This is a genomic window from Streptomyces sp. NPDC048057, from assembly GCF_040653095.1.
Classification (GTDB): domain Bacteria; phylum Actinomycetota; class Actinomycetes; order Streptomycetales; family Streptomycetaceae; genus Streptomyces.
Genome location: NZ_JBEZNF010000044.1, coordinates 1 through 19,562, shown reverse-complemented (window position 1 = coordinate 19,562; position 19,562 = coordinate 1). Strand labels below are relative to the sequence as shown.

At 72.7% G+C, this 19,562-nt stretch carries 19 protein-coding genes; 11 read left to right on the top strand and 8 right to left on the bottom strand.

The window, feature by feature from the left end; all coding sequences use genetic code 11:
* The first annotated feature begins 53 nt into the window (after positions 1–53).
* Entirely contained in the window at positions 54–1,151 is a 1,098-nt protein-coding gene (locus AB0E05_RS33785) for a beta-eliminating lyase-related protein (protein ID WP_361970969.1), read from the top strand.
* Between the two features lie 169 nt (positions 1,152–1,320).
* Here AB0E05_RS33785 and AB0E05_RS33780 read toward each other — a convergent pair whose 3' ends face one another.
* Positions 1,321–1,557 carry a hypothetical protein gene (locus AB0E05_RS33780; protein WP_361970923.1) on the bottom strand — a complete coding sequence of 79 codons (237 nt, stop codon included), beginning with the start codon at positions 1,555–1,557 and terminating at the stop codon, positions 1,321–1,323.
* Between the two features lie 106 nt (positions 1,558–1,663).
* Here AB0E05_RS33780 and AB0E05_RS33775 point away from each other — a divergent pair, with 106 nt between their 5' ends.
* Positions 1,664–2,779, top strand: coding sequence for a DUF5937 family protein (locus AB0E05_RS33775; RefSeq protein ID WP_361970967.1), 1,116 nt, complete (start codon positions 1,664–1,666; stop codon positions 2,777–2,779).
* 40 nt (positions 2,780–2,819) lie between these two features.
* Here AB0E05_RS33775 and AB0E05_RS33770 read toward each other — a convergent pair whose 3' ends face one another.
* Together AB0E05_RS33770 and AB0E05_RS33765 are read right to left on the bottom strand one after the other, a co-directional pair.
* Positions 2,820–3,506 carry a response regulator transcription factor gene (locus AB0E05_RS33770; protein WP_361970921.1) on the bottom strand — a complete coding sequence of 229 codons (687 nt, stop codon included), beginning with the start codon at positions 3,504–3,506 and terminating at the stop codon, positions 2,820–2,822.
* Positions 3,507–3,585: 79 nt separating this feature from the next.
* On the bottom strand, positions 3,586–4,779 hold the full coding sequence (locus tag AB0E05_RS33765; RefSeq protein ID WP_361970919.1) for a sensor histidine kinase: 1,194 nt from the start codon (positions 4,777–4,779) through the stop codon (positions 3,586–3,588).
* Between the two features lie 225 nt (positions 4,780–5,004).
* On the opposite strand from AB0E05_RS33765, the gene AB0E05_RS33760 reads away from it, so the two are divergent.
* Together AB0E05_RS33760 and AB0E05_RS33755 are read left to right on the top strand one after the other, a co-directional pair.
* The gene (locus AB0E05_RS33760) at positions 5,005–5,997 is read left to right on the top strand and encodes an SAM-dependent methyltransferase (protein ID WP_361970916.1); all 993 of its coding nucleotides are present in this window, start codon (positions 5,005–5,007) and stop codon (positions 5,995–5,997) included.
* A 151-nt stretch (positions 5,998–6,148) separates the two neighbouring features.
* A complete protein-coding gene (locus tag AB0E05_RS33755) occupies positions 6,149–7,291 on the top strand; it encodes an NADH-quinone oxidoreductase subunit D (protein ID WP_361970915.1) in 1,143 nt (380 codons plus the stop codon).
* 76 nt (positions 7,292–7,367) lie between these two features.
* Here AB0E05_RS33755 and AB0E05_RS33750 read toward each other — a convergent pair whose 3' ends face one another.
* The 4 genes from AB0E05_RS33750 to AB0E05_RS33735 all read right to left on the bottom strand — a co-directional run bounded on the left by AB0E05_RS33750 (position 7,368) and on the right by AB0E05_RS33735 (position 11,468).
* Entirely contained in the window at positions 7,368–8,564 is a 1,197-nt protein-coding gene (locus tag AB0E05_RS33750) for a hypothetical protein (RefSeq protein ID WP_361970913.1), read from the bottom strand.
* 285 nt (positions 8,565–8,849) lie between these two features.
* Positions 8,850–9,857 carry an ABC transporter substrate-binding protein gene (locus AB0E05_RS33745; RefSeq protein ID WP_361970911.1) on the bottom strand — a complete coding sequence of 336 codons (1,008 nt, stop codon included), beginning with the start codon at positions 9,855–9,857 and terminating at the stop codon, positions 8,850–8,852.
* A gap of 163 nt (positions 9,858–10,020) precedes the next feature.
* Positions 10,021–10,722, bottom strand: a complete 702-nt coding sequence (locus AB0E05_RS33740) for an ABC transporter permease (protein ID WP_361970909.1) — start codon at positions 10,720–10,722, stop codon at positions 10,021–10,023.
* On the bottom strand, positions 10,722–11,468 hold the full coding sequence (locus AB0E05_RS33735) for an ABC transporter permease (RefSeq protein ID WP_361970907.1): 747 nt from the start codon (positions 11,466–11,468) through the stop codon (positions 10,722–10,724). The genes AB0E05_RS33740 and AB0E05_RS33735 overlap by 1 nt, the downstream gene beginning before the upstream one ends.
* A 143-nt stretch (positions 11,469–11,611) precedes the next feature.
* Between AB0E05_RS33735 and AB0E05_RS33730 the strand changes: the two genes are divergently transcribed.
* Positions 11,612–12,799 (top strand): betaine/proline/choline family ABC transporter ATP-binding protein, encoded by a 1,188-nt coding sequence (locus tag AB0E05_RS33730; protein WP_361970905.1) that lies wholly within the window; start codon positions 11,612–11,614, stop codon positions 12,797–12,799.
* A gap of 6 nt (positions 12,800–12,805) precedes the next feature.
* Here the strand turns inward: AB0E05_RS33730 and AB0E05_RS33725 are convergent, their stop codons facing one another.
* Positions 12,806–13,918, bottom strand: a complete 1,113-nt coding sequence (locus AB0E05_RS33725; RefSeq protein WP_361970903.1) for an alpha/beta hydrolase-fold protein — start codon at positions 13,916–13,918, stop codon at positions 12,806–12,808.
* Positions 13,919–14,272: 354 nt separating this feature from the next.
* On the opposite strand from AB0E05_RS33725, the gene AB0E05_RS33720 reads away from it, so the two are divergent.
* The 6 genes from AB0E05_RS33720 (at position 14,273) to AB0E05_RS33695 (ending at position 19,392) form a co-directional block, all read left to right on the top strand.
* Positions 14,273–16,135, top strand: coding sequence for a phosphatidylglycerol lysyltransferase domain-containing protein (locus tag AB0E05_RS33720; protein ID WP_361970901.1), 1,863 nt, complete (start codon positions 14,273–14,275; stop codon positions 16,133–16,135).
* A gap of 96 nt (positions 16,136–16,231) precedes the next feature.
* Positions 16,232–17,080, top strand: coding sequence for a dihydropteroate synthase (folP, locus tag AB0E05_RS33715; RefSeq protein WP_361970899.1), 849 nt, complete (start codon positions 16,232–16,234; stop codon positions 17,078–17,080).
* Positions 17,077–17,688 (top strand): nuclear transport factor 2 family protein, encoded by a 612-nt coding sequence (locus AB0E05_RS33710; protein WP_361970897.1) that lies wholly within the window; start codon positions 17,077–17,079, stop codon positions 17,686–17,688. Before folP ends, AB0E05_RS33710 begins: the two co-directional genes overlap by 4 nt.
* Before the next feature lie 152 nt (positions 17,689–17,840).
* On the top strand, positions 17,841–18,200 hold the full coding sequence (gene folB / locus AB0E05_RS33705; RefSeq protein ID WP_361529074.1) for a dihydroneopterin aldolase: 360 nt from the start codon (positions 17,841–17,843) through the stop codon (positions 18,198–18,200).
* A complete protein-coding gene (gene folK, locus AB0E05_RS33700; protein ID WP_361970895.1) occupies positions 18,197–18,784 on the top strand; it encodes a 2-amino-4-hydroxy-6-hydroxymethyldihydropteridine diphosphokinase in 588 nt (195 codons plus the stop codon). The genes folB and folK overlap by 4 nt, the downstream gene beginning before the upstream one ends.
* Before the next feature lie 101 nt (positions 18,785–18,885).
* Positions 18,886–19,392, top strand: a complete 507-nt coding sequence (locus AB0E05_RS33695) for a DUF3180 domain-containing protein (protein ID WP_361970893.1) — start codon at positions 18,886–18,888, stop codon at positions 19,390–19,392.
* The last annotated feature ends 170 nt before the right edge of the window (positions 19,393–19,562 follow it).

Below are 19,562 nucleotides of genomic sequence, written 5' to 3'. Positions count from 1 at the left end.
CCGAAGACGAGTTTCACCTGCGCAAGCAGGCGGCCTGGCGGGCCTCGGAGCGGATGTTGTGGCAGGGCCCGGCGGACCGGCTGATGGGCGAGCGCCTCGCCGCGCTCGCGACGGGCGCCGGTGAGGTCTTCGACCTGTCCGAGCCGTCCGGGGCTCCCGACATATACGGCGACGGGGTGGTGGCGGAGCTGGAGCGGAAGGTGGCCGCCCTGCTGGGCTTCCCCGCCGCCGTGTACCTCCCCACGGGCACCATGGCACAGCAGGTCGCCCTGCGCTGCTGGGCCGGGCGCACGGGGAACGCGACCGTGGCGCTGCACCCCCTGGCGCATCCCGAGAAGCACGAGCGCGGTGCGTTCGGCGTGCTGAGCGGGCTGCGCACGGTGCATCCCACCACGGAGCCCCGGCTGCCCACGGCCGAGGAGGTCTGGAGCTTCGACGAGCCGTTCGGTTCGCTGATGCTGGAGCTGCCGCTGCGGTCCGCGGGGTTCGTGCTGCCCTCCTGGGACGAGTTGGTGGCGGTCGTCGAGGCCGCCCGCGAGCGGGACGCGGTGGTGCACTTCGACGGTGCCCGGCTGTGGGAGACCACCGTGCACTTCGACCGCCCGCTCGACGAGATCGCCTCCCTCGCCGACAGCGTGTACGTGTCGTTCTACAAGTCGCTGGGCGGCCTCTCGGGCGCGGCGCTGGTGGGCCCCGAGGACGTCATGGCGGAGGCCCGTGCCTGGCGCCACCGCTACGGCGGCCAGCTCTTCCAGCAGTTCCCGACGGTGCTGTCCGCGCTGATGGGGCTGGAGCGGGAGCTGCCGCGCCTGCCGTCGTACGTGAAGCAGGCACGGGTGGTGGCCGGGGCGCTGGCCGAGGCGCTGCGGGACTCCCCCGCCCCCTGGTTCCGCATCCATCCGGAGGTCCCGCACACACACCAGTTCCCGGTGTGGCTCCCCTATCCGACGGAGGTGCTGGACGCCGCGGGGCTGGCCCAGGCCGAGGAGACCGGGACGACGCTCTTCCGGAGCTGGTACGCCGAGGGCTGTCCGCCCGGGGTGTCGGTCACCGAGGTGGGGGTCGACTCCGCGGGGCTGGAGTGGACGGTCGAGGACGTGCGGAAGGCGACCGCGGAGTTCATGAGGAGGGTGGTGGACCAGATGGCGTAGGCGCCACGGTCAGGCACCCGGGCCGAGGCGACACCGGGGCCCGTTCGGGGCGGGACCACGGCCAGGATGGGCGCGGGAGCGCGGCCGGGTTGGGGGCGGGAGCGCGGCCGGTTCGGGGCCTCGCCTGGTCCGGGTTCGCCGCCCGTCGTGAGCCATGGGCGCCCGTGGCTCAGCGGGGCTGGTGTTCCTCGGATCTGGTGGCGGTCGGTGGTCGGCCGGTCAGACGGCGCAGCGCGGTGCGCAGTCGGCCCCCGGGGCCGGGGCGTCGGGGCCGGGGGCGGGCCAGGGCTTGGGAGGTGAGCTCGCGGGCGGCCTGCCAGTCGTGGCGACCCGGCTGCGGCGGGACACGGGTGCCGTGCTGGACCGCCCGGTAGGCGTCGATCATGTGCTGGTGCATGGCGTTCATGCCGTTCACGCTGCGGCCGAACGCCGGTGGGGGTCACGTCGATTGACGAGCCTCGTCAACTCGTCTCGTGCAGGGGTCGAGGGCCACGCAGAATTGCTGTGTGAGCGTGACCATCGACATCAGCGGGCTCCCCCGGGAGCGCATCGTCTTCGAGATCTCCCCCTTGGCGGAGCTGGGCCTCGCACTGCACGCCCTCTCGGAGCCCGGACACCATCCGGGGCTCCACGGCTGGGCGACCGCCACCGCGGCGAGCCTCAAGCCCGACCTGGCCGACCGGCTGCACGAGGCGGACTTCCTGTGGCGGACGACGCACTCCGACGTCCTCGCGCCGTTCGCCGGGCTGACCACCTGCGCCGGAGCGATGGGCAAGCCCGGAACGACGCTGAAGGAGGACCTGGACCTGCTCGACCGGCTTGACGACGAGCGCTTCGTGACGGCAGCCCTCGACTTCACCTGTTCCGTCACCTACTCGGACATGGACCTGCTCGGCAACGCCAGCATGCGGGACCGGACGCTGGCGCTGGCCGCCACCCGCGGTCCGCACGTCATGGAGGTCGCCACCCGGCTGCTGGACGACCCGGGCCCGGTGCGGGTCTGGCTGCGCAGGCTGTTCGAGGACTGCGACGAGGCGTTCTTCGCGGACGCCTGGCGCCGGGTCGCACCGCAGCTCGCGGCGGACGCGCGGCACAAGACCGAGCTGCTGCGGCACAAGGGGCTCGGGGAGGCGCTGCACGCGGTGTCGCCGGCGCTCTCGGTGGACGAGGACCTGACCCGTATCACCGTCGACAAGCTGACGACCGGGCGGACGTCGGCCGTGGATCCGGACGTCGGCACCGGGCTGACGCTCGTGCCGTCCAGCTTCGGCTGGCCCCATCTGCTGGTGCTGCACGCGCCCGGCTGGCAGCCGGCGATCTGGTACCCCGTCGGCGCGCCGTCCCCCACCGACCTCGCCTCCGTCGAGCTGTTGCAGCGCCGCATGGAGGCCCTGGCCCACCCCATGCGGATGCGGCTGTGCCGCAACCTGGCGCGCTCGCCGCACACCACCAGCGAGTTGGCCGACGCGTACGGCATCACCGCGCCGGAGGTGTCCCGGCACGTGGCGGTGTTGAAGAAGGCGGGGCTGATCTCCACCCGGCGGCGCGGGCGCTACGTGCTGCACCAGTTGGACATCACCGCGGTGGCCCGGCTGGGCAGCGAGTTCCTGGAGACGGTGCTGCGGTAGCGCTGCGGGCCGGCGGGCGCCGGGCCCGGCCCCGGGGGTGTCAGCGCGCGGGGCCCGCTCCGCCGCCGCCCGCCCGGACGAGCCCGGACTCGTAGGCGAGGACCACGACCTGCACCCGGTCGCGCAGCCCCAGCTTGGTGAGGATCCGCCCCACGTGCGTCTTCACCGTCGCCTCGGACAGCACCAGCCGGGCGGCGATCTCCCCGTTCGACATCCCCTGTGCGACCAGCAGCATCACCTCGCGCTCCCGGTCGGTGAGCCGGTCCAGCTCCTTGCTGCGCGGCTCGCCGCCGGTGCTCGGCAGCATCGGCGAGAAGCGGTCCAGCAGCCGCCGGGTGGTCGAAGGCGCCACCACCGCGTCCCCGCTGTGCACCGACCGGATCGCCCCCAGCAGCTCGGCGGGCGGCACGTCCTTCAGCATGAAGCCGCTGGCCCCGGCCTTCAGCCCGGAGAAGGCGTACTCGTCAAGGTCGAACGTGGTCAGGATGAGCACCTTCGGCGGGTTCGGCGCGGCACAGATCCGCCGGGTCGCCTCCACGCCGTCCAGCCGCGGCATGCGCACGTCCATCAGCACCACGTCCACCGCCGTGGAGCGCAGGATGTCGATCGCCTCGGCGCCGTCCCCGGCCTCCGCGACGACCTCCATGTCGGGCTGGGCGGCGAGCACCATGCGGAACCCCGTCCGCAACAGGACCTGGTCGTCGACGAGCAAGACCTTGATGGACATCTCAGCGGATCCTCTATCTGTCGGGGGTGGATGGCGGCCGGCTGTCGGGGGTGGATGGCGGCCGGGTGCGGCCGGCGGCTCAGGCCGCCTTGAGGGGCAGCAGGGCGCTGATCCGGAAACCGCCGCCGGGCCGCGGCCCGGCGTCCAGCGTGCCGCCGACCATACCGACGCGCTCGCGCATGCCGATGAGGCCGTGGCCCTGCCCGTCCGCTCCCCCGTCCTCGTACAGTTCGTGCGCCGCGCCCCGGCCGTCGTCCTCGACGAGCAGCCCGAGGCCGTCGTCGAAGTAGACCAGCCGCACGCTGGCGCCGGCGTCGGGCCCGCCGTGCTTGCGGGTGTTCGTCAGCGCTTCCTGCACGATGCGGTACGCGGTCAGCTCCACGCCGCTCGGCAGCGGCCGGGGCGTGCCCTCGATCTTGAAGTCCACGGTCAGCCCGGAGGTGCGCACCTGCTCCACCAGGTCCTCGATCTGCTGCACGTCGGGCTGCGGGACGTACTCACCGCTCTCCGGCGCGTCCCCGGTGCGCAGCACGCCCAGCAGTCGGCGCATCTCGGCCAGCGCCTGGCGGCCGGTCATGGAGATCGTCTCCAGGGCCTGCTTCGCCTGGTCGGGGGCGGCGTCCAGGACGTAGGCGGCGCCGTCGGCCTGCACCACCATCACCGAGACGTTGTGCGCGACGACGTCGTGCAGCTCGCGGGCGATCCGGGCGCGCTCGGCGGCCACCGCCACCTTCGACTGCGCCTCGCGCTCCTTCTCCAGCCGCCGTGCGCGCTCTTCGAGCTGGGCGAAGTAGGCCCGGCGTGTGCGGACGGAGTCGCCGAGGGTCCAGGCGAGGGCGAACGGCACCGTCAGGATGATCGTTATGAAGATCTGGCTGAGCGCGCTCTGGTTGGGCGTGGGCCAGCGGATCTGCCCGCAGGTGGCCGCGGCGAGGCCGCCGACGAGGGCGAGCCGGGAGGCCCAGCGCGAGGCGGACTGCGCGGCGACGGTGTAGATGATCACCAGCATCGCGAAGTTCGACGCACCCGGGGGCACGTCGAGCACCAGCTGGGCGATGCCGAGCGCCGCGGCCAGCACCAGCATCTTCTCCGGCATGCGGCGGCGCAGCGCGATGACCGCACTCAACCCCATGACCACCGGCACGGCGGCCCACAGGGGCCCTCGGTCCTGGTCACCGACGAACCCCAGGGCGGAGAGCCCCATGAGGAAGACCGCCCAGAAGCAGTCCACGCCCGTGGGGTGTCGGCGGATGAAGTCGTAGAGGCGCTGCACGTAACCCAGAGTAGGGAAGGCGGACAGGTGTAGGGGTCAACCGCCAGAGCGATCCGAACGGCCGGTCAGTACTCCACAAGGTGGAGACTGATGGGCGTGACGGACGACACGAGGAGCGCCGGGGCGGGTGAGACGCCTGGTCACGGTGGTGTGGCCAGGGATGACGGAGCGGGCTCCGGGTGCCCCTCCCGCGCTGGTACGGGTGAGATTCACGAGGCTGGAGAGATGGCGGAGACGGGTGGCCCCGCGGCCGGCTGGCGGGGCTGGCGGGACGCGACCGAGCAGGCCCTGTACGGCTCCGGCGGCTTCTACCTGCGGCCCGAAGGCCCCGCCGGCCACTTCCGCACCTCCGTGCACGCCTCGCCCCTCTTCGCGGCGGCCGTCGCCACGCTCCTGCGCACCACTGCCGATGACCTCTCGGACGCCGGCCACGACGGGGGCGTCGCCTTCGTCGACGTGGGAGCGGGCCGCGGGGAACTGGTGTCCGGCGTGCTGGCGGCGCTGCCGGACGGCTTCCCCGTACGGGCGTACGCCGTGGAGCGCGCCGCCCGACCGACCGGGCTCGACCCCCGCGTCACCTGGCTGTCCGCGCCGCCGCGAGGGGTCAGCGGCCTCCTCTTCGCGAACGAGTGGCTGGACAACGTCCCCGTCGACGTCGCCGAGGTCGACGAGGACGGGGTGGTGCGCCAGGTGCTCGTGCGCCCCGACGGCACCGAACGCCTCGGCCCGCCGGTCAGCGGGGCGGACGCGGAGTGGCTGGCGCGGTGGTGGCCGCTGACGGAGCCCGGCAGCCGGGCGGAGATCGGCCGCCCGCGCGACGAGGCGTGGGCGGCGGCGGTCGGCACGCTGCGGTCGGGGCTCGCGGTGGCGGTCGACTACGGGCACCTGGCGCAGGCTCGTCCGCCGTACGGCACGCTCACCGGGTTCCGCGCGGGGCGCGAGGTGGCGCCGGTGCCGGACGGGAGCTGCGACGTGACGGCGCACGTGGCGATGGACGCGTGTGCGTTGCCGGGGGCGCGGTTGGTGCGGCAGCGCGAAGCCCTGTCCGCCCTGGGCTGCGTCGCGGAGCACCCGCGCCCCCCGCTGTCCCTGGCCAGGACCGACCCGGCGGCGTACCTGCGGGCGCTGTCGACGGCGGGGGAGGCGGCGGAGCTGGTGGGGCGCGGAGGACTGGGCGACTTCTGGTGGCTGTGGCAGGAGGTGCAGGGAGGGCGGTGAGTCGGGTACGCCGCCCTCCCCGGGCGGGCGGGGGTCGCTCGCGAGTTCCGTGACCTGTCCCCCCACGGCACCTGACCGACCCGCCGTAGCGCCGCGGGGGCGCGAGGGTTCCCCGGCTCACGGGGCGGGAAGCGCGGGGGATACTGAGGGCATGACGGAGACCACGTTCAGCGTCGGCGGGGCCGCGGAGCGGACCGACATGGTGCTCAACATCGGACCGCAGCATCCCTCGACGCACGGGGTGCTGCGGCTGCGGCTGGTGTTGGACGGTGAGGTGATCCAGCACGCGGAGCCCGTCATCGGGTACATGCACCGCGGTGCGGAGAAGCTGTTCGAGGCGCGGGACTACCGGCAGATCATCATGCTGGCCAACCGCCACGACTGGCTGTCCGCGTTCTCCAACGAACTCGGCGTCGTCATGGCCGTGGAGCGCATGCTCGGCATGGAGGTGCCGGAGCGCGCGGTGTGGACGCGCACTCTGCTCGCCGAGTTGAACCGGGTGCTCAACCACCTGATGTTCCTCGGCTCGTACCCGCTGGAGCTGGGCGGGATCACGCCCGTCTTCCACGCGTTCCGCGAGCGCGAAGAGCTCCAGGCCGTCATGGAGGAGGTCTCCGGCGGACGGATGCACTACATGTTCAACCGGGTCGGCGGGTTGAAGGAGGACCTGCCGGCGGGCTGGCTGGGACGGGTGCGGCACGCGGTCGCCGACGTCCGGTCGCGGATGGACGTGTACGACCGGCTGGTGCTCGGCAACGAGATCTTCCGCGGGCGCACCCGCGCCGTCGGCGTGCTGTCCGCGGAGGCCGTGCACGCGTACGGCGTGAGCGGACCGATCGCCCGCGCCTCGGGCGTCGACTTCGACCTGCGGCGCGACGAGCCGTACCTGGCGTACGGGGAGCTTTCGGACGTCCTCAAGGTGGTGACGCGGCCGGCGGGCGACTGCCTGGCGCGCTTCGAGGTGCTGCTGGAGCAGACGCACAACTCCCTCGACCTCGCGGACGCCTGCCTCGACCGGATCGCGGACCTGGCGCCCGGGCCGATCAACCAGCGGCTGCCGAAGGTGCTGAAGGCGCCGGAGGGGCACACGTACGCCTGGACGGAGAACCCCCTCGGCATCAACGGGTACTACCTGGTGTCGAAGGGCGAGAAGACGCCGTACCGGCTGAAGCTGCGCTCCGCCTCGTACAACAACATCCAGGCGCTCGCGGTGCTGCTGCCGGGCACGCTCGTCGCCGACATGGTGGCGATCCTCGGGTCGCTGTTCTTCGTCGTCGGCGACATCGACAAGTAGCCGAGGAACGACGAATCGGCCGCCAGCAGGGGCTGGCAGCCGATCGGTCGGTCGAATCGGGACCCGTCAGGCCCTGTCAGGAGCTGAGCGCGTTGCGCAGGCCCGCCATGTCCAGCTTCTCCGTGTCGTCGTGCGCGGTCAGGTCGATGACCTCGCCCGCCACGGCCACCGGCGGTCGCTGACGGGTGTTCTGCTCGCGCTCGGTGCGCTCCGCGTGCTCGGCCAGGGCCTCCTCGCCGACGACGTCGGCCAGGTCCTCCTGCTGGGCCGCCTCGATGGCCTTCGCGGTGCCGCCGTTGCCCTGGTGGCCGAAGAAGTCGAAGCTCCCCTCCGGGCGCCGCTTCGCGGCCTCCGGGCGGGTCCGCGGGCCGTACGGCACGATCGCGGCCGTCAGTGCGGCGGGCTGCGCGTCGGCCGCTGCGGCACGGTCCTCGGGGGTGACGCCGCCGCCCGGGCCGCCGCCGTCCCCCGGACCGTCGGGACCCTTGTCGCCCTGCGAAGACGGCACGGACGCAGAAGGCGCAGCCGGCGCAGACGCAGACGGCGTCGACGGCGCAGACGGCGCAGACGGCGCGGCGGACACGGCTTCCCTGGCGGCCATGGCCCCGGCCACGCCGGCCACCGCGGCCGACTTCCCCGACTCGATCGCCCTGGCGGTCCCGGCCGGCTCGATCGCCTTCCTGGGCCCCCCGGTACGGCCCGGTCCGCCCGACCGCTGCGCCGCGGCGTTGCGCGCCAGGGCGTCCAGCGCCTGGGCGGCACGCAGATAGACCGCGGCCGTCGGCGAGGTGCCGCCTCCCGGCAGCTCCTTGGGGTCGGTGACCTCGATGGCGAGCTGTCGGCGGCCCTCCAGCGCGCTCGCCCGCCCGGTCTCCGCGGCGGCGTAACGGCGCAGCAGTTCGGCGTGTTCGTTGCGGAGGGCGGCCAGCTCGACGCGCTTGGCGCGGAGCTTGGTCTCCAGCTTGCCGCGCAGCTCGCGCGACTCCTCGACGTCCGCCTCCAGTTCGGCTATGCGCTCCTCGCTCTGCCAGGCGTCGCTGGCGCGGCCCCGGACGAGGTCGGCCACCCGGCGTCCCGCGGCCCGGTCCCAACGGCGCATCAGGAACGCGCCGCTGATCGCGGCTCCGGCCGCCACCGCGGTCAGGGTGCGCAGCAGAACCGGTTCCGCAAAGAACCACGCGCCGGCCGCGCTCAGGACCGACGCTCCGGCGACCGCCGACGGCGGCAGCAGCCTGTGCAGGGGAGGTGAATGGCGGTGACGTCCACGGGGCATGGCCCGAAATTTACCGTGCGTAGACGGCGAATGGGATGGCGGGTCAGCAAATAACCGGAACGGAACCCGGAAGGAACGCGGAAACTCCCCAACATCTCCCGATCCACACTCTCTTACCCACTTCTTTCAAGCCACACACCGGTGATACGGGCGGGATTGCCGGGACGGTAGTGGCCCCGGGGCACTCCCCGGGCCCGTCCCGTCACCCGCCCGGCCATCCCGTTCGTCCGCCCGCTCGATCACCTCGGCCTTCCGCGCGATCACCTGCCCGTTCAGGTGCCCGAACTACTTCTTCACCAGCCCCTTGGACTGGAGGTACTCCTTCGCCGCGTCCTCCGGCTTGGCCCGCTCGGCATCCACCTTGCGGTTCAATTCGGCCAGGTCCTCGGTGGTGAGCACCTGGGTGAGCTTGTCGAGGGCGGCGGCGATCTCCGGATCGCCGGCGTCCTTGGCATTGACGACCGGCAGGACGTTGTCCGCGTTCTGGAGCTTCTTGTCGTCCTCCAGGAAGACCAGCCCGTCCATGACGGCGTCCGTGGTGGTCGTCAGGACCAGTTGGACGTCGCCGTCGCGGACCGCCTGCTTGGACTGCGGGGTGCCGACGCCCTTGGGGTCGACGCCGGTGACGTCGATGCCGTACTTCTCCTTGAGTCCGGGCGCGCAGAACGGGCGCACCTCGCACTCGTCCCCGGCCGCGATCTTGACCTTGAGCTTTGCCTTCGCGAGGTCGGAAAGCGTCTTCAGGCCGTTCTTCTCGGCGAATTCCCGGCTCACCGCGAAGGCGTTCTGGTCGACGGCGCCACCGGGCTTGAGGACCTTCAGCCCGCGCGGCTCGGCGAGCTTGGTGAGCGCGCTGACGGTGGTGGTGACGTCGCTGGTCGCGACGGGCTTCTCGGTGGGCGCCTTCGGGCCGTTCGCCTTCGCGTTCAGGAATTCGGCGAGTGTGGCGGCGTATTCCGGTACGACGTCGATCTCGCCCTTCTCCAAGGACGGTTCGTACAGCTCGCGGTTCTTCACCGTGGTGACGGAGGTCTTGTAGCCGGCGTCGGCGAGGACCCGTGCGTACAGCTCGGCGAGGACCTTCGACTCGGTGAATGCGGCGGCGCCGACGACGAGCGATCCCTTTCCGCCCGAACCACCGCCCGATCCTGATCCGTTCTTCGAATCCTCCAGGCTGTCGCCGTCGCCACAGGCGGCGAGGACACCGGCGAGGGCGACCGCCGCGACGCCGACGCGGCCGGCGCGAGCAAGGCGGACGCCACGCGCGCCACGGGGGGACTTGGGCAGGGACATGAGGTGTCTCCGTTCGAACGTACTGCGGCTCTGGGCTGCGCTGAACTGAACTGCGCTGAACTGTGGACTGCGCCGTGAGGAACTGGGCCGTACGGGACGGGCGGCGCCGGGCTGAACTCCGTACTACCGGACGGTGGGATCGACAAGGCTCCGGGCCGGACGCTCAAGCCCGCGCCCCGGCGGCCCGCCCCTTCGCGGCGACGGACCTCCTGCGCGGGTCGACCAGCCGGTCCACCCCCACCAGCAGGCCCTCCACCGCCAGCGCCAACACCGCGGCGAGCAGCGCCCCGGCGACCACCTGCGGGGTGTTGTACGTGTTGAAGCCGGCGGTGATGATCCGACCGAGCCCGCCCTGACCGACCATCGAAGCGATGGTGGCCGTGGCGACCACCTGCACGGCGGCCGAGCGCACCCCGGTCATCAGCAGGGGGTACGCCAAGGGCAGTTCGACGCGGCGGAAGAGCTGCCAGCCCGACATCCCCATCCCCCGGGCGGCCTCCACGACGGCCCGGTCGACCTCCCGCATCCCCACGTACGCATTGGTCAGCAGCGGCGGCACCGCGAAGAGCACCAGCGCGATGATCGTCGGCGCGTACCCGGCGCTGCGCAGCGGGGTGAGCATGAAGAGCGCGAGGACGGCGAAGACGGGGATCGCCCGACCGGCGTTGGAGATGTTCACCGCGAGGGCGCCGCCCCGGCCGAGGTGGCCCAGGTACAGGGCGATCGGCAGGGCGATCGCCACGGCGACGGCGAGGGCGACCCCGCTGACGTACACGTGCTCGCCCAGCCGGTGCCAGGCGCCGCTCTCCCCCGACCAGTTCGCTCCCGTGGTGAGCCAGGTGAAGGCGTCGGCCACGACCTGCATCAGACAGCCTCCCCCGAGGTCCGTATTCGGGCCCTACGGGCGCGGCTCGGCGCAGCGCCGGCGCGCACCCGGGTCCAGGGCGTGAGCAGCCGCTGCACGGCGAGCAGCAGCAGATCGGCGACCGCGGCCAGCAGCACGCACAGCACGGACGCGGTGAGCACCTGTGCCTTGAACGTCGTCTGCACGCCCTCGTCGATGAGATTGCCGAGGCCGCCCTTGCCGACGAGGGCGCCGACGGTCGTCAGCGCGACCGTCGAGACGGTGGCGATGCGCAGGCCGGCCATCAACGCGGGCAGCGCCAGCGGCAACTCGACCTCCCACAGCAGCCGCGCCGGGCCGTACCCCATCCCGCGGGCGGCCTCCCGCGCCTCCGCGGGCACCGCTTGGAGCCCCGCGAGGACGTTCCGCACGAGGACGGTCAGCGAGTAGAGCACCAGGCCGGTGACGACGAGGGCGGAGGAGAGCCCGAAGACCGGCAGCAGCAGCGAGAACATCGCCAGCGACGGGATCGTGTACAGCAGGGTGGTCAGGCCGAGGACGGGGCCGGCGAAGGCCGGCTTCGCCCGGGCGAGCAGGGCCAGCGGCAGGGCTACGGCCAGTCCGATCAGCACGGACACCGCGGTGATCCAGACGTGTTCCACCGTCGCGTCGGTCAATTCCTGGCTCCTGCTGCGGAGATATTCCCCACAGATCCAGTCGTTCGCCGTCAGACAATTCTGCGCGGCGACGCTCACACTCGCACTCATGCTCCCCCACCTCCCCACCGGCACCGAACGTATGACCGTATTCCTGAGGTTCTTCGACCCTAACCCCGACCACTGACAATCGCCGAGGAACACCACACGGAGGCAACATGGCCTTCACACGACACCCGCCACAATGGGGACCCATGATCCGTTTCGAGCACGTCACCAAGCGCTATCCGGACGGGACGACAGCGGTCGACGACCTGTCGTTCGAGGTCGAGCAGGGCGAACTGGTCACGCTCGTCGGCCCGTCCGGTTGCGGCAAGACCACGACCATGAAGATGGTCAACCGCCTGATCGAGCCCAGCAGCGGCCGGATCTTCCTGGACGGCGAGGACATAGCCACCGTCGATCCGGTGCAGTTGCGTCGGCGCATCGGCTACGTCATCCAGCAGGTGGGCCTCTTCCCCCACAAGACCGTCCTCGACAACACCGCGACCGTCCCCCACCTCCTCGGCTGGTCCCGCGCCAAGGCCCGCGCCCGCGCCGCCGAACTCCTCGACCTGGTCGGCCTGGACCCCGCCGTCCACGGCGACCGCTACCCCGAGCAGCTCTCCGGCGGGCAGCGCCAACGCGTGGGCGTGGCCCGGGCGCTCGCCGCCGACCCGCCCGTCCTGCTGATGGACGAGCCGTTCGGCGCGGTCGACCCGGTGGTGCGCGAACACCTCCAGAACGAGTTCCTGCGCCTTCAGTCCCAGGTCCGCAAGACGGTCCTCTTCGTCACCCACGACATCGAGGAGGCCGTGCGCCTCGGCGACCGCATCGCGGTGTACGGGCAGGGCCGCATCGAGCAGTTCGACGCGCCCGCCGCCGTCCTGGGCGCGCCCGCCACCCCGTACGTCGCCGACTTCGTCGGTGCGGACCGCGGTCTGAAGCGGCTCTCCGTCACCCCGATCGAGGAGAGCGACCTGGAGCAGCCGCCGGTGGTCCACCTCGACGACCCGCTGCCGCGGGAGCTGGGCTCGCGCTGGGCCGTCGTCCTGGACGGCGAGGACAACCTGCACGGCTGGATCTCGTCCGAGCACGCCCGCTCCGGCCCGACCGGGACCGTACGGGACAGGGCCCGCCGGATGGACGCCTGGCTGCCGCTGGGCGCCTCCCTGAAGCAGGCGTTCGCCACCATGCTCCAGCACGACGCCGGCTGGATCGCAGTGATCGACAAGGAGGAGACGGGACGTTTCCTCGGGGTGCTGACCCCGGGGCGGCTGCACGAGGCGCTGCGCCGCTCCATCGATGCGGACGGGCGGGACGTGCCCCGTACGGAGGTGGCCCTGGAGTCCGTCGCGACCCTGCCCGCGCTGGCGGCGGACGCGCCGCACAAGCACGCCTGAAGCCGGTCAGGTCGCGCTGAGCCGACCGCTCAGCCACTCCAGGGTGGGCGGGATCTCCCGGCGCCAGGTGGTGAAGTTGTGCCCGCCGCTGTCCAGCGTGATCGACGAGACCCGGGCGGGCGCCTTCACCTTCTCGATGAAGCGGAGCGTGCCCTTCAGGTTCGACTCGCCCTGCTTCGACGTGGTGACCAGGAACGAGGACTTCGCCGGCGGCCGGTTGTCCAGGCTCCACAGCAGGTCCGCCCGGTTGCGCAGGGACTGGTCGCCGTGGAAGAGGTTCCCGGTCGTCGCGTCCTCCGCCGCCTTGTAGTACGCCGACAGCCCGGCGCCGGCCGCGAACCGGTCCGGGTGGTGCAGCGCCACCTTCAGCGCGCAGTAGCCGCCGGTGGAGTTGCCGACGAAGCCCCAGTTCTGCGGCTTCGTGCCGACCCGGTACGCCTGCGAGACCGCGGTGGGCAGGTCGTCGGCGAAGAAGGTCTCCGTCTGCGGGCCGCCCGGGACGTCCACGCACTCGGTGTCCCTCGGCGGCGCCACCGTCGGCCGCAGCATCACCAGCACCATCGGCTGCGTCCGGCCCTTCTTGGCCAGCTCGTACGCCGTCCGCGGGTACTTCAGGCCCTTGATCAGGTTCTCGGCCGTGCCGGGGTAGCCGGTCAGCACGACCGCCGCGGGGAAGGTCTTCTTCGCGTACGCCGGCTGGAAGTACTCCGGCGGCAGATAGACGTACGCCGGGCTGTCGATCCGCGACTTCGCGCCCGCGACCACCACCTTCTGGATCTGCCCGGCCCGCTCGGGGCGCTCGCCGCCCGGCACGTCCAACTGCTGCGTGCCGACGACCTTGACCCGCTGGCCGCCCGCCGAGTGGTCGACCACCACGCCGAGGTCCTGCTCCTGGCCGAAAAGGTCCGCCCAGGATCCGTAGAAGAGGAACGACTTGTTGGCCGCCAGACCCACCGAGGCGAAGATCGCGAGCTGGGTCGCGAGCAGCAGGCCGACCCGCCCCGTGAGCGGTCGCCAGCCGCGGCCGGCGAGCCGGGGCCACAGCCAGATCGTCGCCGCGAACAGCAACACCGCCGCGGCGACGGCGAGAGCCAGGACGGAAGTGCTGGTCAGACCCATGGCGTGGGCGCTCCTTGTCTGGGCCCCGCCAAGGCGGCCCCGGAATGCAGGGTTCCTGAGGAACCCGAGGACTTTCTGAGCACGGGAGTGAACCGACGCCCCGGGACTTCCGTCCTAGAGGGCGCATATCGCCCGGAGCCGACCTGACCGACGGCTCACGGACGCCCACGACCTCTCGCGGAAGCACGGAAACTCGACATCGCCATGCCTGCACCTGTAGATGGGGACAATTCAGGAAAGGTTCCGTTTCGGGGCGCCCAGGATCAGCCACCCGGGGACCAAGGGCTCCCCGAGCAGCCGACCCTCCGGCGCGGACCCCGACTCCGGAGCGTCGCCGACCGCCTGCCCGACCGCGTGCGCCGGCTGCTGCGGGGCCCCCGCCCCGAAGCCGTGCCGTCGGTGGTCGGCACCGCCTGCACCCTCGTCGGCCTGATCGACATCGCCGCCGGGGTCGTCCCCCGCTTCCGGCACAGCCGCGCCCACGCGCTCGTCGAGGTGCTCCCCGGCACCACCGGCCCGCTGGTCGCCGCGCTCTCGCTCAGCGTGGGCGTCCTCCTGCTGCTGCTCGCCCACGGCCTCAAGCGCCGCAAGCGGCGGGCGTGGCGGGCCGCGGTGGTGCTGCTGCCCGTCGGCGCCGTCGTGCAGTTCGCGTACCGCAACTCCGTCGTCGGGGTGCTGGTCTCGCTGCTGGTGCTGGTCCTGCTGCTGCGGCACCGCGCGCAGTTCGCCGCGCTGCCCGACCCGCGCAGCCGCTGGCGGGCCCTCGCCAACTTCGTCCTGCTGGGCGCGGGCTCGATCGGTCTCGGCCTGGTCGTCGTCAGCGCGCACCCGGACAACGAGATCGGGGACCCGAGCCTCGCCGACCGCCTGGAGCACACCCTGTACGGGCTGTTCGGCGTCGAAGGCCCCGTCGACTACGCCGGCAGCGACGCCTGGACCGTCGGGTACTCCCTCGGCGCGCTCGGCCTGCTGACCGCCGTGACCACCATGTACCTCGCCTTCCGCCCCGAGCATCCCACCGCACGGCTCACCGAGGACGACGAGCGGCGGCTGCGCGAACTGCTCGCCCGGCACGGCCAGCGCGACTCCCTCGGCCACTTCGCACTCCGCCGCGACAAGGGCGTGGTCTTCTCGCCCAGCGGCAAGGCGGCGGTCTGCTACCGGGTCGTCTCCGGGGTGATGCTGGCCAGCGGCGATCCGATCGGCGACGTCGAGGCGTGGCCCGGCGCGATCGAACGCTTCATGGACGAGGCGCGGGCGCACTCCTGGACCCCGGCCGTGATGGGCTGCTCGGAGACCGGCGGCCAGGTGTGGACCCGGGAGACCGGTCTCGACGCGCTGGAACTCGGCGACGAGGCGGTGGTGGACGTCGCGGACTTCTCGCTCTCCGGGCGCTCGATGCGCAACGTCCGCCAGATGGTCAAGCGCATCGAGCGCAACGGCTACACCACCCGCGTACGGCGCGTCCGTGATCTGTCCGCCGAGGAGATCGCCCAGGTCAGGCGGGCCGCGGAAGACTGGCGCGGCACGGACACCGAGCGCGGCTTCTCCATGGCCCTGGGGCGGATCGGAGACCCGGACGACGGGGACGCGGTGATCGCCACCGCGCACCGGTCCGACGAAGCCGATGCCGACGCGGACGCCGACAGACCCGGGGCGTCCGGCTCCGCCGCCGGCGCGGGTCGTGCGACCCCTTCCCCGTACGGCGACCTGAAGGCGATCATCCACTTCGTGCCGTGGGGCGACGACGGCATGTCCCTGGAGCTGATGCGCCGCGACCGCTCGGCCGACCCCGGCATGAACGAACTGCTGATCGTGGCCGCGCTGCGGGCCGCACCCGGCCTCAAGATCACCCGGGTCTCCCTCAACTTCGCGATGTTCCGCGCGGCCCTGGCCCGCGGCGAGAAGATCGGCGCGGGGCCGGTGCTACGGATGTGGCGCGGGTTGCTGGTGTTCTTGTCCCGCTGGTTCCAGATCGAGTCGCTGTACAAGTTCAACGCCAAGTTCCAGCCGCGTTGGGAACCGCGCTTCGTCGTCTTCCGCACCCCCCGGGACCTGCCCCGCATCGGCTTCGCCGCGATGCAGGCGGAAGGTTTCGTCACCCTGGGGCTGCCCCGCCCCTTCGCCGCCCGCCGGCCCCCGCGCCCGGCGCGCCCCTGCACCCACGTGATCCCGGGCCCGCCGCGCACCCCGTCCCGGGTGAGCCGTGCGGCCTGAACCGGGCCGTACGGCGCCGGGCGCACCGCACGAGGCCGGCCACCCGCAGCACCGGCCCCCGATCGCGTGCCGCGGGCGCGGGCCTACGCTGGGCGTATGAGTACGTTGCATGGGTTGCCGGAGTGGGGCCGCTGCGCGGTCATGGGAGTCGTCAACGTGACGCCGGACTCCTTCTCCGACGGCGGGCGCTGGTTCGACACCGCCGCCGCCGTCAAGCGCGGCATCGACCTCATCGCCGACGGCGCCGACCTCGTCGACGTCGGCGGGGAGTCCACCCGGCCCGGTGCCAGCCGGGTCGACGAGGACGAGGAGCTGCGGCGGGTCGTCCCGGTCGTCCGCGGGCTCGCGGCGGAGGGGATCACGGTCTCCGTCGACACCATGCGCGCCAGCGTCGCCGAACGCGCCCTCGCCGCCGGCGCCGTCCTCGTCAACGACGTCAGCGGCGGACTCGCGGACCCGGCGATGGTGCCCGCCGTCGCCGCCGCCGACGCCCCCTTCGTCGTCATGCACTGGCGCGGCTTCAGCCACGACATGAACGACCGTGCCGTCTACGGCGACGTGGTCACCGAGGTCGTCGACGAACTGCGCGCCCGCATGGACGCCGTCGTCGCCGGCGGCGTCGCCCCCGAGCGGATCGTGCTCGACCCGGGCCTCGGCTTCGCCAAGGACGCCGAGCACGACCTCGCGCTCGTCGCCCACCTCAAGGACCTCGGCGCCCTGGGCCGCCCGCTGCTCGTCGCCGCCTCCCGCAAGCGCTTCCTCGGCCACGTGCTCGCCCGGGACGCCAAGGACGGCCGACCGCCGCGCGCGCGGGAGCGGGACGCGGCGACGGCCGCGGTGTCCGCGATAGCGGCGCACGAGGGCGCTTGGGCGGTGCGGGTGCACGAGGTGCGGGCCACGGCCGACGCCGTACGGGTCGCCCACGCCGTCGAGGCGGCCCGGTGAGCCGTTCCCGCTACGACGGCGACGACGAGCAGCACGGCCCCGACGACCTCGATCCGACCGAAGCGGCGGCCCGCGCCGAGGTCGAGGAGGCGAACACGGCGTACTACGAGGCCATGGAGCGCGGCGACACCGTCGCGATGGCCGAGCTGTGGCTGGCCGCCGACGACGTCTCCTGCGTGCACCCCGGCTGGCCCGTGCTCCAGAGCCGCGGCGAGGTGCTGCGCTCGTACGCCGTGATCATGGAGCACACCGAGTACATCCAGTTCTTCCTCACCGACGTGCGCGCCAGCGTCGCCGCCGACACCGCGGTGGTGACCTGCACGGAGAACATCCTCAGCGGCGGACCCGCGGAGGAGGTCGGCGAACTGGGCCCGCTGGTGGGACAGCACGTCGTCGCGACGAACGTGTTCCGCCGCACGCCCGCCGGCTGGCGGCTCTGGTCCCACCACGGCTCCCCCGTCCTCGCCGAGGGCTACCCCGATGAGAGTGGCGTGGGTGGCGTGGACGGTGTGGACGGTGTGGACGGCGGCCAGGGGAACGGCGGCGGTGCGGGGCCGGGCGACGGCCCCGCCGACGGCCTCGGCCCGGCAGGGGGCTTCACCCCGTGATCGTGCCGCCCTGGCTCCAGCCGGCCGCGGCCGACCCGTCGGTGAGGGCTGTCGGTGGCCGCAGGTAGATTCGAAGAGGGCAATGACGCCGTCCTCGCACGGCCAGGTGCCCGTTCCGCCCGTCAGACTTACGGACAGCAGGAGTGATTCGCGTGGATCGTGTCGCGCTGCGCGGCCTCAAGGCCCGCGGGCACCATGGCGTCTTCCCCAGGGAACGGGAGGAGGGCCAGACCTTCATCGTGGATCTGGAGCTCGGACTCGACACCCGCCCCGCGGCTGCGGACGACGACCTGGCGAAGACCGTGCACTACGGCATCGTGGCGGAGGAGGTCGTCGCGATCGTCGAGGGCGAGCCCGTCGACCTGATCGAGACGCTGGCGGAGCGGATCGCCCAGCAGTGCCTGAAGCACGACGGGGTGGAGCAGGTCCAGGTGGTCGTCCACAAGCCGGACGCCCCGATCACCGTCCCGTTCGACGATGTGACCATCACGATCACGCGGAGCAGGGTATGAGCGATCCCACAGTGCAGCCGGTGCCCACGTCCGTCGTCGAGCAGGTCGACGCGGCCGACGTCACCCTCTCCAACCCCCGACGCGCCGTCCTCTCCCTCGGCTCCAACCTGGGCAACCGCCTCGACACGCTCCAGGGCGCCGTCGACGCGCTGGAGGACACGCCCGGCCTCCGGGTCACGGCCGTCTCCCCCGTGTACGAGACCGAGCCGTGGGGCGTCGAGCCCGGCTCCCAGCCGACGTACTTCAACGCGGTCATCGCGGTGAAGACGACCCTGCCGCCCGGCTCCCTGCTGGAGCGCGGCCAGGCCATCGAGGAGGCGTACGACCGGGTGCGGGACGAGCGGTGGGGCCCGCGCACCATCGACGTCGACATCGTGGCGTACGCCGACGTGGTCTCGGACGACCCCGCGCTCACGCTGCCCCACCCGCGGGCCCACGAGCGCGCGTTCGTCCTCGCGCCGTGGCACGACATCGACCCGGAAGCGCAGCTTCCGGGCCACGGAGCGGTCGCCGGACTGCTGGCCGCGATCGGTCGGGAAGGCGTCGATCCACGACCCGACTTGGAACTGCGCCTGCCGGAGTAGTCGTTAGGCTGCTGACAACGGGTGTCTGCCGGTCCCGTCCGGGTACCGGCAGACCACGGCAGACCATCGCAGGACGACCAGTGGAAGGACGTGTGCTCCCGGTGAAGCAGCTACGCCTCGGGGTGCTGGCCGGTCTCTTCGCCGGGACGGGGGTGCTGTCGTGGGCCGCCGCGCGCCTGTGGGCCTCCCTGGGCGCGCTGCCGGCGGTGCCGATCGCGGCGCCGATCGTGCTCGCGGTCATCGCGGTGATCCTGGTGGCGACGGCGCTCTCCCTACGGTCCCGGTTGAAGGCGCAGCGCGAGCGGCGCCCCGGCGCGAAGGGCGTGGAGCCGTTGATGGCTGCGCGAGCGCTGGTCTTCGGCCAGGCGAGCGCGCTGGTCGCGGCGCTGGTGAGCGGGGGTTACGGCGGCGTCGGCGTCTTCCTCCTCGGCTCGCTGGACATCCCGGCGCGCCGGGACCAGGCGATCTACGCGGGCTTCTCGGTCCTGGCGGGCGTGGCGGTGATCGCCGCGGCGCTCTTCTTGGAGCGGGTGTGCCGCCTCCCGGAGGACGGCGACGAAGCGGGCGGCACGGCGGGCGCCGGCGGCCCGGGCCGCGCCCACGCGTAGCCCGCGCAGCCGGCTGCGGCTGGCTCGGCCGCAGCATCGCGTGCCTTGCTCCGGAGCCACCTGACATCCCTGCCGTGACCCTGCGGGCGTCCCGGGGCGCCCCGGGGGGCTGTCCCCACCCCCGGACTCCCACCTCCCGGTGGATCACTCGGGCGCCAGCACCATGGTCG

Coding starts and splice junctions, on each gene's coding strand:
- AB0E05_RS33745 (WP_361970911.1), bottom strand. CDS start 9,857: ATGTCCCTGCCCAAGTCCCCCCGTGGCGCGCGTGGCGTCCGCCTTGCT.
- AB0E05_RS33755 (WP_361970915.1), top strand. CDS start 6,149: ATGACGGAGACCACGTTCAGCGTCGGCGGGGCCGCGGAGCGGACCGAC.
- folP (WP_361970899.1), top strand. CDS start 16,232: ATGAGTACGTTGCATGGGTTGCCGGAGTGGGGCCGCTGCGCGGTCATG.
- AB0E05_RS33780 (WP_361970923.1), bottom strand. CDS start 1,557: ATGAACGCCATGCACCAGCACATGATCGACGCCTACCGGGCGGTCCAG.
- AB0E05_RS33730 (WP_361970905.1), top strand. CDS start 11,612: ATGATCCGTTTCGAGCACGTCACCAAGCGCTATCCGGACGGGACGACA.
- AB0E05_RS33750 (WP_361970913.1), bottom strand. CDS start 8,564: ATGCCCCGTGGACGTCACCGCCATTCACCTCCCCTGCACAGGCTGCTG.
- AB0E05_RS33735 (WP_361970907.1), bottom strand. CDS start 11,468: ATGAGTGCGAGTGTGAGCGTCGCCGCGCAGAATTGTCTGACGGCGAAC.
- AB0E05_RS33725 (WP_361970903.1), bottom strand. CDS start 13,918: ATGGGTCTGACCAGCACTTCCGTCCTGGCTCTCGCCGTCGCCGCGGCG.
- AB0E05_RS33770 (WP_361970921.1), bottom strand. CDS start 3,506: ATGTCCATCAAGGTCTTGCTCGTCGACGACCAGGTCCTGTTGCGGACG.
- AB0E05_RS33740 (WP_361970909.1), bottom strand. CDS start 10,722: ATGCAGGTCGTGGCCGACGCCTTCACCTGGCTCACCACGGGAGCGAAC.
- AB0E05_RS33760 (WP_361970916.1), top strand. CDS start 5,005: ATGGCGGAGACGGGTGGCCCCGCGGCCGGCTGGCGGGGCTGGCGGGAC.
- AB0E05_RS33785 (WP_361970969.1), top strand. CDS start 54: ATGTTGTGGCAGGGCCCGGCGGACCGGCTGATGGGCGAGCGCCTCGCC.
- folK (WP_361970895.1), top strand. CDS start 18,197: ATGAGCGATCCCACAGTGCAGCCGGTGCCCACGTCCGTCGTCGAGCAG.